We start from the raw sequence: 15505 nt of genomic DNA, 5'->3' as shown, positions 1-15505 counted from the left end.
GTTTAACCGATCATGATATCTTCTTCACCGAGATGCGTTGTGCTTCCCGGCCTGTTGCGTACACGCATCACAACTGCTGTTCCAAGTGTCAGCGGTCCGATACGTCCCAGATACATGGTAAGGATCACGATCCACTTGCCTGCCACATTCAGCTGAGGTGTCAGTCCTCTGGAAAGTCCTACTGTAGCCCCCGCAGAAGTGATCTCATATAAAACATCTGCCAAATCCACTCCCGGCATTACTGCGGACAAAAGCACCGTCATGGTAAAAAGGATCAGCACACTGGTTCCTGCAACAACCATGGCAGAACGGAGATAGCTCTCACGGATCCTGCGGCCGTATACCTCTACATCCTTTTTTCCCTGAAGATATGCTGCAATAGAAAGGATCAGAACCGCAATGGTAGTAGTCTTCACACCACCGGCAGTGCCCATGGGTGATCCTCCGATAAACATCCACAGTAGGGAAATGATCACGGTAGGTGTGGACAAAAGCGACTGATCCATGGTATAAAATCCCGCCGTACGTGTTGTCACTGACTGGAAAAAGGATGCCATGAGCTTTGTTCCCAGTGGTGCCCCCTTCAGCGTGGAAGGGTTTCCGGATTCAAAGATAAATACCAGAAATGCTCCTGAAAATACCAGGATCCCGGTCATCGTAAGGACCAGCTTGCTCTGAAGCCGCAGTACACGAAAAACTCTGGATGGGGAGAGCTCTTTTCTCAGAACCTTGCGGAATTTATCCCACAGATCCCACCAGACGATAAATCCAAGACCTGACACAATGATCAGGCCAATCGTAGTGATATTGACCAGCGGATTGCTCACATATACCGAAAGGCTTGTTTCCCCGAAAAGATCGATCCCTGCGTTGCAGAATGCAGATACCGCCAGAAATATGGCATGCACCAGACCTTTTTTTATTCCAAATTCCGGTACAAAGCAAAACGCATACAGGACCGCACCGATTCCTTCTGCAAGAAACACGCATTTCACCACACTGCGGACTACAGCCACGACTCCACCCATTTCATCCAGGTTGTAGGATTCCTTGATGATCCGCCGGTTTTTCAGGGAAATTTTCCGCCGGAGGCTGATGAATATCATATTCGCCAGTGCGATCAGTCCGATCCCGCCGATCTGTATCAGGCACAGGATAACCGCTTTTCCAATGGGGCTCCACTGGACTGCCATAACAACTGTGGAAAGTCCTGTTACACATACGCTGGTCGCCGCTGTAAAAACAGCATCCGGGAAGGTAACAGCCTGCCCGGGTGCACTGCAGAACGGCATCCACAAAATAAGTCCACCTACAAAAATCACCCCCGCAAAGCCGAGGGCAATTATTTGTGACGTATTCAGTTTATGCAATCCGTCTGAAACTTTTTTTAAGTTCATAAATATCTTTATTTTCTGTAATTATGAGAAAGAGAATTGCAGACCTCCCACATGTAGGAATCTACATTCTTCTGCATTGCAAGAGCCTCATTGATGTCGAAATCGACAAACTCACCATGACGGTATCCAACCACACGGCTGCGTTTTCCGGCAACAAGAAGATCTACTGCAAGAGCACCCATCATGGACGCATATACACGGTCCTTACATGTAGGGCTTCCACCACGCTGCATGTGACCAAGGATCGTTGCACGTGTCTCGATACCTGTTGCAGCCTCGATACGCTTCGCCATAGCCTCTGAATGGCCGATACCCTCAGCATTTACGATGATATGGTGTTTCTTGCCTTTCTTACGGCTCTCTACGATATTGTCAATAAGCTTCTGCTCGTCGTAATCATATTTCTCCGGGATCAGGATATCCTCAGCACCATTTGCGATGCCGCACCATACTGCAAGGTATCCGGCGTTACGTCCCATAACCTCGATGATACTGCATCTCTCATGGGATGTGGACGTATCACGTACCTTGTCAATAGCTTCCATAGCTGTATTTACAGCAGTATCAAAACCGATGGTGTACTCGGTACATGCGATATCAAGGTCAATAGTTCCCGGCAGGCCAATGGTGTTGATTCCAAGGTTCGCAAGCTTCTGCGCACCTGCGAAGGAACCGTCTCCACCGATAACAACAAGGCCGTCGATCCCATGCTTTCTGCAGATCTCTGCAGCCTGCTGCTGTCCTTCCTCTGTTCTCATCTCTGCACATCTGGCAGTATAAAGAATTGTTCCGCCTCGCTCAATCGTATCGGAAACGTCCTTTGCTGTCATATCTCTGATCTCTTCATTTAAGAGACCGCTGTATCCTTTATAGATTCCCTTTACGTTCAGTCCGCTGCTTAATCCTCTTCTGACAACAGCACGGATTGCAGCATTCATTCCAGGTGCGTCACCGCCACTGGTCAAAACGCCGATCGTTTTGATTTTGTTCTCTGCCATATTGTTATCCTCCATCTTATGAAACAACCTATTGTAATACACATATTCGGGTATAGTTTATAGCATTTTTATAAGTTTTTCAATACTCTCTCCACAATTTTAACATTGGAACTTCCATATTTTTCACACATGCGTTCCAGCCAGGAGTCCTCGATATGGACCTGATAAGCAGGGGGAAGTTTCTTCATTGCCTTGACATCTTTGAGATAAATAACCACCGTGCTGTTTCCTCTGGATTCCATCAGATCGTCTACCAGACCGGTTTCGGCTTTTGCGTACTCTTCCCGGCTTTCAAACTGGAGCCACAGTTCTCTTGGCATATCATCAAAAAGACGGACCTTTTCCAGGATCAGCTTACTGGCTTTGTCGTCTTCTGCGGATACTCTTCCCTGAATAAAGAGCCGGGCATCTTCATTCAGGAACATCTGGCATTTTTCGTAATCACGTGGAAATACCACAACCTCCACGGTGCCTACCAGATCCTCCACTGTAAGAAACGCCATTACCTTATTATTCTTTGTATATTTTATGGTTTTATCCGTGATCATTCCGCCCACGATCACTTTCTGATTATCGTAAACCTCCGGTATCCCTGTTTCATCATCCGGCTGAAAATCAGAAGTTTTTGCAGAGATCATTTTTTCCATCATATTCCGGTAACGCTCCAGCGGATGACCGCTGAGATAGATGCCGAGCACTTCCTTCTCAAAGGTCAGTATCGTCTCCTTCGGATATTCTGCTGCCTGCGGCATACGGATCTCAAATTCCTTTTTATCTTCTTCAGGCGCAATATCAAAAAGACTCAGCTGTCCCGCCATGGTATGCTTCTTATCCTGGTTGATACTGTCTATGATCTGCGTATAAACCGTCATTTTCTGATTCCGGTTTCCCTCCAGGCAATCCAGCGCTCCGGCCTTGATCAGATTTTCCACAACCCTCTTGTTGATCTGGTCGATATTTCGCTCAATAAATGTTTTCAGGGAGGTATATTCTCCGTGCTCCTCACGCTCCCGCACGATCCCCTCGATTACCGGACGGCCGATGCTCTTGATAGCAGAAAGTGCATAACGAATGGCACCATTGTCAACAGAAAAGCCATAAACACCGTGATTGATATCCGGCGGAAGGATCCGGATCCCCATCTGGCGGCATACAGAAATATACTCGGCAACCTTGTTTGGCATTTCCACAACGGATGTCATCAGTGCAGCCATAAACTCTACCGGATAGTAATATTTGAGATATGCCGTCTGATAGGAGACCACCGCATAAGCGGCAGCGTGAGACTTATTGAAGGCATACTTTGCAAAATCTGTCATCTCATCGTAGATCTTGTTTGCGATCTCCTCGGAAATACCGTTGGCGATACATCCCGGTACTCCCTCTTCGGCATTTCCGTAAACGAAATTCTGGCGTTCTTTTGCCATAACAGAAGCTTTTTTCTTGGACATGGCACGGCGTACCAGGTCACTTCGTCCAAGGGTATAGCCTGCAAGCTCACGGACGATCTGCATAACCTGCTCCTGGTATACGATACAGCCATAGGTCGGCTTCAGGATCGGCTCCATCTGCGGACAATCATAACGGATGGTATCCGGACGGTTTTTTCCGCGGATGTACTGCGGAATGAAATCCATGGGGCCCGGACGGTAAAGCGAAATTCCCGCGATCACGTCCTCAAGACTCTGCGGCTTCAGCTCCTTCATGAAGCTTTTCATTCCGGCGCTCTCCAGCTGGAACACGCCGTCAGTACGTCCTGTTCCGAGAGAATCCAGTACCTTTTTATCGTTGTAGTCGATCTCTTGCATATCCAGAAGCATACCGGTACTTTTTTCCACCATTTTCACAGCATTCTGAATAACCGTCAGGGTACGGAGGCCCAGGAAATCCATTTTCAGAAGTCCCAGCTCTTCCAGTGTTGTCATGGTAAACTGCGTGACAATGGAACCATCCTGTGCTCTGGAAAGGGGTACGTATTCCGATACATCCTTCTGGCTGATCACAACACCTGCCGCATGCATGGAGGTATGCCTCGGAAGCCCCTCCAGACGTTTTGCCAGATCGATCAGACGATGGATATCGTCCTGTTCCTCGTAAGCCTTGCGAAGCTCCGGATTCATTCCCAGTGCCTTGTCAATGGTGATATTCAGCTCCTGTGGGATCATCTTGGCAATAGTGTCCACCTGGGCATAAGGCATATCCAGAACACGGCCCACATCACGGATGACACCGCGGGCTGCCAGCGTACCGAAGGTAACGATCTGAACCACGCAGTCATCACCATATTTTCTTCTTACATAATCAATAACCTCCTGTCTCCGTTCGAAGCAGAAATCCACATCGATATCCGGCATGGATACTCGCTCCGGATTCAGGAAACGTTCAAAGAGCAGATCATACCGGATCGGGTCCAGCTGGGTGATCCCAAGTGTATAGGCAACCAGGCTTCCTGCGGCAGAACCTCGTCCCGGACCAACCATGATATCGTTGTCCCTGGCATATTTGATAAAATCCCATACGATGAGAAAGTAATCTACATATCCCATATTTTTGATAGTAGACAGCTCATAATCCAGGCGCTTTTTCAGCTCCTCTGTTACCGGATGATAACGCTGCTCAAGTCCCTCATAGCAAAGCTTGTTCAGATATTCCCATGAGGTAAGTCCGTCCGGCACATCATATTTCGGCAGCTTGGTCACACCAAATTCAATCTCCACATGACATCTCTCCGCGATCTTATGCGTGTTTTCCAGCGCTTCCAGCGCATATGGAAAAAGCCTCGCCATCTCTTCCGGCGATTTCACATAATACTGGCCGCCCTCATAGCGCATTCTGTTCTCATCGCTGAGCTTTTTCTGAGTCTGCAGACAAAGAAGAACATCATGTGGTTCCGCATCCTCTGCCATAGTGTAATGCACATCATTGGTGGCAACCAGATCGATCCCCGTCTCTCTGTGCATACGGAGAAGCTGCTGATTTACTGTCTGCTGCTCCGGAATCCCATGATCCTGAAGCTCCAGAAAGAAATTTCCTTTTCCGAAAATATCCTGATAACGTAATGCCACGATCTTGGCATCCTCATACATTCCACGTGCAAGATATCTGGCGACCTCTCCTGCCAGGCAGGCACTTAAGGCAATGATACCCTCGTGATATTTTTCCAGAAGCTCCAGATCCACACGTGGCTTGTAATAAAACCCTTCCACAAATGCCTTGGATACAATTTTCATCAGGTTGCTGTATCCCTGATTATTCTCAGCCAGCAGGACCAGATGATAATAACGGTCATCCCCACTTCCCACTTCTCTGTCAAAACGGGAGCCCGGAGCCACATAAACCTCACATCCGAGGATCGGATTGATCCCGGCTTCTCTTGCAGCCCTGTAAAAATCAATGACACCATACATAACGCCATGATCGGTGATCGCCGCACTGTCCATACCCAGTTCTTTTACTCTGGCTACATATTCTTTGATCTTATTGGAGCCATCCAGAAGGCTGTATTCTGTATGGACATGTAAATGTGTAAACTCCAAATTTATTCTCCTTATCGTAAAAAACAGGGCTCCGGATCCTCCCCGCTCTGCACTTTTCTCTGAACGTGCCGGAGCGTGTCTGATCCGGAGCCGGTCAACACCTTGTTATTTTTTAATGTAGATTCTCTTGTCACGGATCTCTACTTTTCCTTCCTTCATCAGATGACCGACTGCACGCTTGAATGCGTTCTTACTGAGGCCAAACTCTCTCTTGATGACTTCCGGTGAGGCATGATCATCAAATGGCAGCACCCCTGCAAATTCCTCGATCACGCTGAATACGCTCTCTGCATCCTCATTGATCTGGATGTAAGCCTTCTGGCGGTCACTGACATTCATCTTGCCATCCTCTTTCACCTCTGTGACACGAAGATCAAGAATAGCTCCCGGTCTGTACTTGCCTGTTGCCTCCCGTGCCGGGATCAGAGCGGAATATTTATCATCTACCGCAACAAAAACGCCAAAATTCCCGCTGATCTCATAGACACGCCCCTTTACCAAATCTCCCGGTACATAAGGAGTTCTGGTGGAAAGATAATGATACACCTTCATGGTTGCACAGAGTCTGCTGCTCTTATCCACATAAAGAGCTACCAGACACTCCTCGCCTTCACGGACCCGGTTGGTCTGCTCATGATACGGAAGAAGAAGATCCTTCTCCAGTCCCCAGTCAAGAAAAGCACCGATCCTGGTGACCTGTTTTACCTTAAGGACTGCTGTCTGTCCCACCTGAAGCATCGGCTCACGGGTCGTTGCGATCAGTCTGTCCTGGGAATCCTTATAGATGAATACTTCGATCTCATCACCTGCTTTGGTTCCTTCCGGTACCTGTTTGGACGGAAGAAGCACACGCTCGGTCTGAGGTGCGTTTCGGTCCTCTCCAAGATATATTCCGAAATCCACGGTTTTTACAACCAGTAATTTCTGTTTTTTACCTAATTCTATCATTCTTACTCCTGTTCCTTAAAACTATATATGATCATTTACTATTTGCTGTCTGTCCTGCATTATAACATAAGAGAATTATTATAGAAAGCACAAAAAAGGCAGCTTCGGAAATTTCTTTCCGTCACTGCCTTTTATTTGCGATTCATGGGGGAACCTGCCCCCACATTGGGTTAGTCTGTTATTCTGTTGGCTTCTCAACCGGCATCGGATTCATCATTTTAATGACAAAAAGTACGATCAGCATCAGCACGATTCCCACCGGAAGAGCGATCCATGCTGTTTTTACAAAACCTGCAACAATATAAGTTACAAAGGATACTGCCGCAGCCAGGATCGCATACGGAAGCTGTGTGGAAACGTGAGTCACATGATCACACTGTGCTCCTGCGGAAGCCATGATCGTTGTATCGGAGATCGGTGAGCAGTGGTCTCCGCAAACTGCACCTGCCATGCAGGCAGACATGGAAATGATCATCATCTCAGGACTGGATTTCTCAAATACCGCAACAACGATCGGGATCAGGATACCAAAGGTTCCCCAGGAAGTACCTGTAGCAAATGCAAGTCCACATCCAACCAGGAAAATAATGGCCGGAAGGATAACTTCAATACCACCGGCAACAGAACGCATTGCTTCTTCTACGAATACCGCTGCACCAAGTGAGTCTGTCATAGCCTTCAGTGTCCATGCAAAGGTCAGGATCATGATCGCCGGTACCATAGCCTTGAAGCCTTCCGGGATGCATCCCATACAGTCTCTGAAATTGATCACACGGCGGATCATATAGAAAATAATGGCAAATACCAGACCAAAAGCACTTCCCATTGCAAGGCCTGTAGAGGCATCACTCTGTGAAAATGCGGTAACAAAATCTGTTCCGCTGAAAAATCCTCCTGTGTAGATCATACTGATGACACAGCAGATAACAAGCACAACGATCGGGATCACAAGATCGATCACCTTTCCTCTCGGATTCGGTGTCTCATCATCCGTTGCATTCTCATACGGTCTTGCAGATGTTGTATAAAGATCTCCGTTCAGCGCATTGATCTCATGTGTTCTCATGGCACCAAACTCGGTTTTCATCAGTACCATGCCAACCATCATTACAATAGTAAGGATCGCGTAAAAGTTATACGGGATGGTTCTTACAAAAATCGCAAGTCCATCCTGTCCCTCTACGAATCCGCTGACTGCTGCCGCCCAGGATGAGATTGGTGCGATGATACATACCGGAGCGGCTGTCGCATCGATCAGATATGCAAATTTTGCTCTGGATACGTGATGTCTGTCTGTTACCGGACGCATAACGCTTCCTACTGTCAGGCAGTTAAAATAATCGTCAATAAAGATCAGGACTCCAAGGATGATCGCCGCAAGCTCTGCACCCACACGTGTGTGGATCTTTTTGCTGGCCCATCGTCCGAATGCGGCGGAGCCGCCGGCCTTGTTCATCATACATACCACAGATCCCAGGATAACAAGGAAAATCAGGATTCCTACGTTATAGCTGTCAGAAAGAACCTTGATGATTCCTCCCTCAAAAATCTGTGTTACGGTTCCCTCGAATTTAAAACCGGAATAAAGCAGTGCTCCTACTACAATTCCCACAAACAGAGAACTGTATACTTCTTTCGTGATCAGCGCAAGGATGATCGCTACAAGAGGTGGAAGCAGTGCCCAGATCGTTGCATACAGAGCAGGCTGGTAAGTCTCCTCCGCATCCGCAGCCAGCACAGTCAGAGGACTTGCCAGTGCGCCCATGAATATCATTGCCATAACAGACAATGCTGTTCCTGCTTTTTTACTCATTTTTCTCCTCCCTTTTTCGGGGACAAAAAAACGGAGGCTGTCTCTTCTTAAGAACACCTCCGGTTAAATAATCCTTATTTAACTTATAGCCTGTCAGAAAATCTCCATTCAGCATATTAAATGCAGATTTCCCGAAGTGCTACCGATAGCGCTCCACATCCGTGACAGTACAACGCATATTCTACGTTATCCCAGCACCCTGTCATCTGGCCTTCCAGAGCACTTCGGCAGATTTTCCTTTCTTTATGAACAGCCTGCCAGGGCCTTGCATCCATAAATACTGATAAAATCCGCGCCTCTATCTTCTTATCCGTGACCGTTTGCCCTCTGCAGGGCTTCCCGGCCGTCTTTTTTTCTTTATACTGTAGCAGTTTCCGACATAAATATCAAGTAGTTTACACAGATTCCTGCCAGTCAGACCAATATTGTGCTACTTTTCACTCCGTTCTCAGCGGAATATTACCAGTGAACTATAATCCAATATTGCCTTATTTACTGCTCGTTCAGAAGCCACTTCACATCCACTCCCAGTACCTTGGCAAACACCCGCAGTTCATAATCTGCTACAAAACGTTCTCCTCCTTCGATCCGGCTGATACTGTCACGCTCCAGCATCACTCCTTCCACCTGCATTTTTGCGGCCAACGCAGATTGCGACATCCGTTTCATATTCCTCATCTGGCGTATTTTTTCTCCGGAAACATTCTTTTTTCCTTGATAAGTGTATATTTTCATCCTGCCACCTATTTTAATAAATGTGTTAATGTTCTGCATTTTTCTTGACATTAGCACATATTTCGGCGGCATCTGTGTTAAAGGTCAGCAAATCTGACATTTTCTGCATTTTTCGACAAAAATGCCGCGGTACTGTTCCGCGGCATTTCCACTCAGGCGGATATTGACGATCCACCATCGGGTCAAACTGTTTTTTCTTCTAATCAGTCTTCCAGATCTACCTGACCATAATACGCATTTGCACCATGTTTTCTGTAGTAATGCTTATCCTGAAGCTCCTGCGGTGCCGGTTTTACATCCGGATTGATCAGCTCGCAGCGAGATGCCATCTTGGCAACCTCCTCAAGAACAACTGCGTTATGAACTGCCTCATGAGCATCCTTACCCCAGGTAAAAGGTCCGTGGTTCTTGCACAGCACGGCCGGTACTGCTTCATAATCTTTGTTTTTAAAATAATCAGCAATAAGAACTCCTGTGTTCTTCTCATATGCCTCTTCGATCTCTCTTTTGGTCAGATTACGCACACATGGTACTTCTCCGTAAATGTAATCTGCATGTGTGGTTCCATAACACGGGATCGATCTGCCTGCCTGTGCCCAGCTTGTTGCCCAGGATGAGTGGGTATGTACGATACCGCCGATATTCGGAAACGCTCTGTAAAGAACTGCATGTGTCGGTGTATCAGAGGATGGATTGTATCTTCCTTCTACTTTATTTCCATCAATATCTACCACTACCATGTCTTCCGGTGTCAGCTTGTCATAATCCACACCACTTGGCTTGATCACAAAAAGTCCCTGCTCCCTGTCGATCCCGCTGACATTTCCCCATGTAAAAGTAACAAGACCATATTTTGGCAGATCCATATTTGCTCTGTAAACTTCTTCTTTTAATTTTTCAAGCATAGCGCGCCCTCCTTTTACGGTATAGTACTAATAATCTCTACCGCTTGTATTTATTTTGTAAACTCAACTACTGCGTAAGGTTCTTTATCCTCTGCGTTGAGAACTACAGTTTCTTTATTTTCTGTCATATATACTTCCGGAATGATAACATTATCCAGTACTGCCTGACGTTTATATTCAGCACGAAGCTGACCGACTTTAAATTCCTCAGGCAGATGATCCGCTGCCATCCGGATATACTGACAATTGTTCACATGATGATTGGTATCCAGATGATGCTTCTGTACGGAAAAAGCATTCTGCACTTCCCGTTCCTTCGGAAGCGCGATCTTTCTTGGTGCATAATCCATCTCTATTTTTTCGCCCAGATCATAGGGATCTGTATCTGTCGGTGTCAGCTTTTCCGGAATACCGGTTTCTGTATTGATAAAGGACCAGTAGGAATTGGCCCATGCCAGCTTCTCACCCTCCATTGTCTCAAGAATAAAATTACGCATTCCGATAAATCCACGGAATCCATAAGGAATTGTTGTTACTTTTATATTTTCACCAAGCTTTGGATACCGCTTCGTGATCACCTGCCATGCAGAAAGTACCCAGGCTCTTTTCTGTTCCTTTAATACTTCCATACCGACTCCTGTCTGCTCGGATTCAAAGGTACAGCAATCCTGAAAATAATCCAGAACTCCCGGCAACGTCAGGCAGCCATCTTCTCCGATCTCACTGAATCTTACTCGACTCTCAAAACTGTAACTCATTCATGCCTCCTGTCATACTGTCTATACTTTATTGTAACACTTGGCAGAAAGAAACGCACTTGTTTTTTTGGCGCAGCGGATTGCGAATATTATCAGTGAACAGCAACTTGCAAATATCTTCTTATTTTTGAGCACAAAAAAAGTACCTCTCAACCGAGGTACTTAAGAAGCAGGGCTACAAGGATTCGAACCTTGAACTGACGGAGTCAGAGTCCGTTGCCTTACCGTTTGGCGATAGCCCTATGTGTTTTATTTTTTGCTTGCCTTATCGCTTGCGACGGATGTTATTATATAACAGCTTTTTTGAAATTGCAACCCCTTTTTTTAATTTTTTTTATTTTTTTTCAAAATTTCTCAAACTGCTGTTAAAACTCCCTATTATATGCGGGATTACGCAGTAAAAAAAATTTTACAATCCACTCCTTTGTGTTATAATAAGCCGTATAATAAAAAGAGCGGAAACAACCGTGTATTTCCCTCCGGTCACAATATCCGGAGGCATCCAAAGGAGAACGCTATGCGAGCAAATAACCTTACTCTGCTCACGGACCTCTATGAGCTTACCATGATGCAGGGATATTTCAAAAACCCTACCAACCAGACCGTTGTCTTTGATATGTTCTACCGCAACAATCCATGCGATGGCGGTTTTGCCATCTGCGCAGGACTGGAGCAGATGATCGAATACATCGAAAATCTCCGTTTCTCAGAAGAAGACATTACCTATCTGAGAAGTCTTGGCATCTTTGAGGATGATTTCCTTGAGTATTTGAGCAACTTCAGATTCACCGGTGATATCTACGCAATTCCGGAGGGGACCGTGATCTTCCCGAGAGAGCCGATGGTCAAGGTTATCGCACCGATCATGGAAGCTCAGCTTGTAGAGACCGCCATCCTGAACATTATGAACCATCAGAGTCTTATTGCCACTAAGGCAGCACGTGTATGCCACGCAGCCAAGGGCGATCCCATCATGGAATTCGGTCTTCGCCGTGCCCAGGGTCCGGACGCCGGAATCTTTGGTGCCAGAGCGGCAGTGATCGGCGGGTGTGCCGGTACTTCCAACGTACTGACCGGCCAGATGTTTAACGTTCCGGTTCTCGGAACACATGCTCATTCCTGGATCATGAGTTTCCCGGATGAGTACACTGCCTTTAAGACCTATGCGAGACTTTACCCGAATTCCTGTACTCTTCTGGTTGACACCTACGATGTCCTGAAATCCGGTGTTCCCAATGCGATCCGTGTATTTGAGGAGATGCGTGAGGAAGGTATCCAGCTGAAGAACTACGGAATCCGTATCGACAGCGGTGATCTTGCATATCTTTCCAAAAAAGCTTACAAGATGCTGGCTGCTGCCGGTTTCGATGATGCTACCATTTCTGCCTCCAGCGATCTTGATGAATATCTTATCGAAAGCCTGAAGGCCCAGGATGCCAAGATCAATTCCTGGGGCGTCGGAACCAAACTGATCACAGCCGATAACAATCCGGCATTCGGCGGCGTATACAAACTTGCCGCTGTAAAGGACGCTGACAGCGATACCTTCCAGCCGAAGATCAAGCTTTCCGAAAACACAGAAAAGGTTACCAACCCGGGCAACAAGACTGTATACCGTATCTACAGCAAGAAGACCGGCAAGATCAAGGCCGATCTGATCTGCCTTGCAGATGAGAAATTCGATCCGGAAGAAACTATGGTGATCTTCGACCCGGTTGACACCTGGAAAAAGACCAAGGTTCTTGGCGGAACCTACGAACTCCGTGAGCTCCTTGTTCCGGTAATTAAAGGTGGTAAGAGCGTTTACAAGTCTCCATCTGTCATGGAACTCCGCGACTACTGCAAACAGGAGCAAAACACACTGTGGGATGAATCCAGACGTTTTGTAAATCCGCAGAAGGTTTATGTAGATCTCTCCCAGTCACTCTATGACATGAAGAAGGCTCTCCTGGAAGAAATGAGTGAAAAAGAGCTCTGATAAACAGAAATAAGCATTCATAAACCCTCCTTTCTTATCATAAGCTTATGGATAAGGAAAGGGGGGTTTTTATTGCACAGAGAATTTTATACCCGGCTGATCAGCAGGGAGCATCCTCTGCCGGAAGCCTTTGTGCCGGAACATCTCATCGATATCGGACTTCCATTTGAAGCAGCACCGGGAGATCCGAGGCGGCTTCTGGAGTATCAGGCTGCAAAAGCCGCTTCCCAGCTTTTCCATGCCTGTCACAGATGTGGTCTGAACCTGTGGGCAGTTTCCGGATATCGTTCCTACCAGCGGCAGAAGGAGCTTTTTACGGGAAGTCCTTTCGTTGCAGAGCCAGGAACAAGTGAGCACCAGAGCGGACTTGCTCTGGATGTATCCTGCCCTTCCATCCATATGGAACTCTCCGAAAGGTTTTCCGCAACAGGTGAAGGTCGCTGGCTGAAAAAGAACGCTCCACTCTATGGCTTTATCCTCCGGTACCCCAAAAACAAAGAGGAGATCACCGGCATCCCTTACGAGCCATGGCACATCCGCTATGTGACCAAACCTCTGGCTTCCTGGCTCACTATCACAAATCTGACTCTGGAAGAATACCACTGCTTTCCTTCACGGTGTCCGCACCCTCCCTGATCTGCTGCTTCCGGTATCTGATATTTATATACAGCTCTACGGATATTTTTCCTGCTTTCTATGCACGCCCTACTGCTCCATCTGTCTGCCAAGAAAACCGGCTGCTGTGCGGACAAGTGCACGCTCCGTGTCACCCATTTCCGCTTTTTCGCTTCTGGCCAGAAGGATCACAGCCCCGATCGCATCACTGGCACACAGGACAGGCTGTATCATTTTTCGTTCAAAAGAATCACTGTCATCAACAATGATCGGGATATTTTCCCTGCTGCTCCTACTGATCAGTCTGCATTCTCTGCCGGCAATGACTGCATCCAGATCAGAACTGATCTCTTTGCCTTCCAGTTCCCGGCTTCCGCTGCCACATGCCGCCACGACCTGATCACGATCTGTAATACAGGCAGTCAGTCCGGTGGTCTGCACCAATGCTTCCGCATATTCCGCAGCAAACGTATTCAGCTCTCCAATGGGCGAATATTTTTTCAGAATGATCTGTCCTTCCCTGTCTGTAAAAATCTCCAGTGGCGTTCCTTCTTTGATCCGCAGTGTCTTTCGTATCTCTTTTGGAATCACAACCCTGCCCAGATCATCAATCCTGCGAACAATTCCCGTTGCTTTCATCTTCCTGAATTCCTCCTGTATTTTCTGTTTATCGTACGTCAATGTTATGTCAACTATTTGTTTTTCATATGGTTATTATGCGAAAAACTGGGAGAAATATGCATAAAAATCTCTTATTTATCTGTCGCAGGAGCCACATTGTCGTATGCCTGCTGCAGAAATAAATCCTGATAAAGTTTTTTTGAAAATAGGGGTTGCATTTTTGAATAATAGTGGTATAGTATTCGTATACTTGATATGTAGTTTTGAATACTACATGTTATTTTATCAATTTCTACATTGTTGTGTCATAAACTGTCACAATGATCCATCATTGATGAACCGATCATGAAGTTGTCCATATGATATAAACAGCAGATTTTTTGCAGGAGGTGTTTTTATATGAAATTTAAATTAAAAGATCCGGGAAGCGCCATAACCCACGGAATCGGCATGCTTCTTGCCGTGGCCGGAGCCACTCCGCTGATCGTGAAAGCGGCCAGAAGCGCAGATGTTCTCCACGTTTTTGCAGTAAGTGTTTTTATCCTTACCATGATTCTTCTTTACCTGGCAAGCACACTTTACCATTCCGTAAACTCCACAGCCAAGGTGAACCGCCGTCTGAAAAAAATGGATCACATGATGATCTTCGTGATGATTGCCGGCAGCTACACTCCTGTATGCTTGATCGTTCTCCACGGACGCACCGGCTATATCCTCTGTGCCCTCGTATGGACCGTTGCCATCATCGGAATGATCCTCAAAGGCTGCTGGATCAACTGCCCAAAATGGCTTTCCTCTGTGATCTACATTGGAATGGGCTGGCTGTGTGTACTTGCTTTTGTTCCGATCTTCCACAATCTGCCCCGTGCAGGCTTCGGCTGGCTCCTTGCCGGCGGCATCATCTATACCATCGGCGGTGTGATCTATGCGTTGAAGCTTCCGATCTTCAATGCGAAGCATAAGAATTTCGGCTCCCACGAAGTATTTCATGTCTTTGTGATGCTGGGAAGTGTGTGCCATTTTGTTGTAATGTATTTCTTTGTAGCCGGTATGGCGATCCACTGAGTTACTCTGTGATCAGATAGATAACAATCTCACCTTTCGGATACCGTGACATGCTCCCCCCACTTAAATCTTACGATTTTGAAGTGGGGGCTTCCTGCTCGATTACCCTTTAGGGCAAAGCTAAAACAGGCTATCC

At 46.7% G+C, this 15505-nt stretch carries 12 protein-coding genes, 1 tRNA gene and 1 riboswitch; of the genes, 3 read left to right on the top strand and 10 right to left on the bottom strand.

Annotated elements, in window-relative coordinates:
• Positions 1 to 2: 2 nt before the first annotated feature.
• The 9 genes from LKD46_RS13215 to LKD46_RS13175 all read right to left on the bottom strand — a co-directional run bounded on the left by LKD46_RS13215 (position 3) and on the right by LKD46_RS13175 (position 11332).
• Positions 3 to 1397, bottom strand: a complete 1395-nt coding sequence (locus tag LKD46_RS13215; RefSeq protein ID WP_021652589.1) for a TrkH family potassium uptake protein — start codon at positions 1395 to 1397, stop codon at positions 3 to 5.
• Between the two features lie 8 nt (positions 1398 to 1405).
• Positions 1406 to 2395, bottom strand: coding sequence for a 6-phosphofructokinase (gene pfkA / locus LKD46_RS13210; protein ID WP_059086454.1), 990 nt, complete (start codon positions 2393 to 2395; stop codon positions 1406 to 1408).
• Positions 2396 to 2463: 68 nt separating this feature from the next.
• On the bottom strand, positions 2464 to 5931 hold the full coding sequence (locus LKD46_RS13205) for a DNA polymerase III subunit alpha (protein ID WP_227574220.1): 3468 nt from the start codon (positions 5929 to 5931) through the stop codon (positions 2464 to 2466).
• A gap of 105 nt (positions 5932 to 6036) precedes the next feature.
• Positions 6037 to 6879, bottom strand: coding sequence for a CvfB family protein (locus LKD46_RS13200; RefSeq protein ID WP_118515162.1), 843 nt, complete (start codon positions 6877 to 6879; stop codon positions 6037 to 6039).
• A 178-nt stretch (positions 6880 to 7057) separates the two neighbouring features.
• Positions 7058 to 8644: a Na+/H+ antiporter NhaC family protein gene (locus LKD46_RS13195; RefSeq protein WP_408611455.1), complete on the bottom strand. Its 1587-nt coding sequence runs from the start codon at positions 8642 to 8644 to the stop codon at positions 7058 to 7060.
• A gap of 186 nt (positions 8645 to 8830) precedes the next feature.
• Positions 8831 to 9001: riboswitch (Lysine riboswitch) on the bottom strand.
• A 183-nt stretch (positions 9002 to 9184) separates the two neighbouring features.
• The gene (locus LKD46_RS13190) at positions 9185 to 9370 is read right to left on the bottom strand and encodes a helix-turn-helix domain-containing protein (protein ID WP_330612728.1); all 186 of its coding nucleotides are present in this window, start codon (positions 9368 to 9370) and stop codon (positions 9185 to 9187) included.
• A 260-nt stretch (positions 9371 to 9630) separates the two neighbouring features.
• Complete coding sequence (gene araD / locus LKD46_RS13185) at positions 9631 to 10332, bottom strand: L-ribulose-5-phosphate 4-epimerase (RefSeq protein ID WP_118515168.1); 702 nt, start codon at positions 10330 to 10332, stop codon at positions 9631 to 9633.
• 50 nt (positions 10333 to 10382) lie between these two features.
• Positions 10383 to 11090: an acyl-[acyl-carrier-protein] thioesterase gene (locus LKD46_RS13180; protein ID WP_227574219.1), complete on the bottom strand. Its 708-nt coding sequence runs from the start codon at positions 11088 to 11090 to the stop codon at positions 10383 to 10385.
• A gap of 170 nt (positions 11091 to 11260) precedes the next feature.
• Positions 11261 to 11332, bottom strand: a tRNA-Gln gene (locus tag LKD46_RS13175).
• A 275-nt stretch (positions 11333 to 11607) separates the two neighbouring features.
• On the opposite strand from LKD46_RS13175, the gene LKD46_RS13170 reads away from it, so the two are divergent.
• Together LKD46_RS13170 and LKD46_RS13165 are read left to right on the top strand one after the other, a co-directional pair.
• Entirely contained in the window at positions 11608 to 13068 is a 1461-nt protein-coding gene (locus tag LKD46_RS13170; RefSeq protein WP_118515172.1) for a nicotinate phosphoribosyltransferase, read from the top strand.
• Between the two features lie 72 nt (positions 13069 to 13140).
• On the top strand, positions 13141 to 13704 hold the full coding sequence (locus LKD46_RS13165; protein ID WP_227574218.1) for a M15 family metallopeptidase: 564 nt from the start codon (positions 13141 to 13143) through the stop codon (positions 13702 to 13704).
• Between the two features lie 69 nt (positions 13705 to 13773).
• Here LKD46_RS13165 and LKD46_RS13160 read toward each other — a convergent pair whose 3' ends face one another.
• Positions 13774 to 14322 carry a stage V sporulation T C-terminal domain-containing protein gene (locus tag LKD46_RS13160; RefSeq protein WP_138276822.1) on the bottom strand — a complete coding sequence of 183 codons (549 nt, stop codon included), beginning with the start codon at positions 14320 to 14322 and terminating at the stop codon, positions 13774 to 13776.
• Positions 14323 to 14703: 381 nt separating this feature from the next.
• Between LKD46_RS13160 and trhA the strand changes: the two genes are divergently transcribed.
• Positions 14704 to 15369 (top strand): PAQR family membrane homeostasis protein TrhA, encoded by a 666-nt coding sequence (gene trhA / locus LKD46_RS13155; RefSeq protein WP_227574217.1) that lies wholly within the window; start codon positions 14704 to 14706, stop codon positions 15367 to 15369.
• The last annotated feature ends 136 nt before the right edge of the window (positions 15370 to 15505 follow it).

The organism is Blautia fusiformis (assembly GCF_020686995.1).
Lineage (GTDB): Bacteria > Bacillota > Clostridia > Lachnospirales > Lachnospiraceae > Blautia_A > Blautia_A fusiformis.
This window is presented reverse-complemented; position numbering and strand designations above follow the sequence as displayed.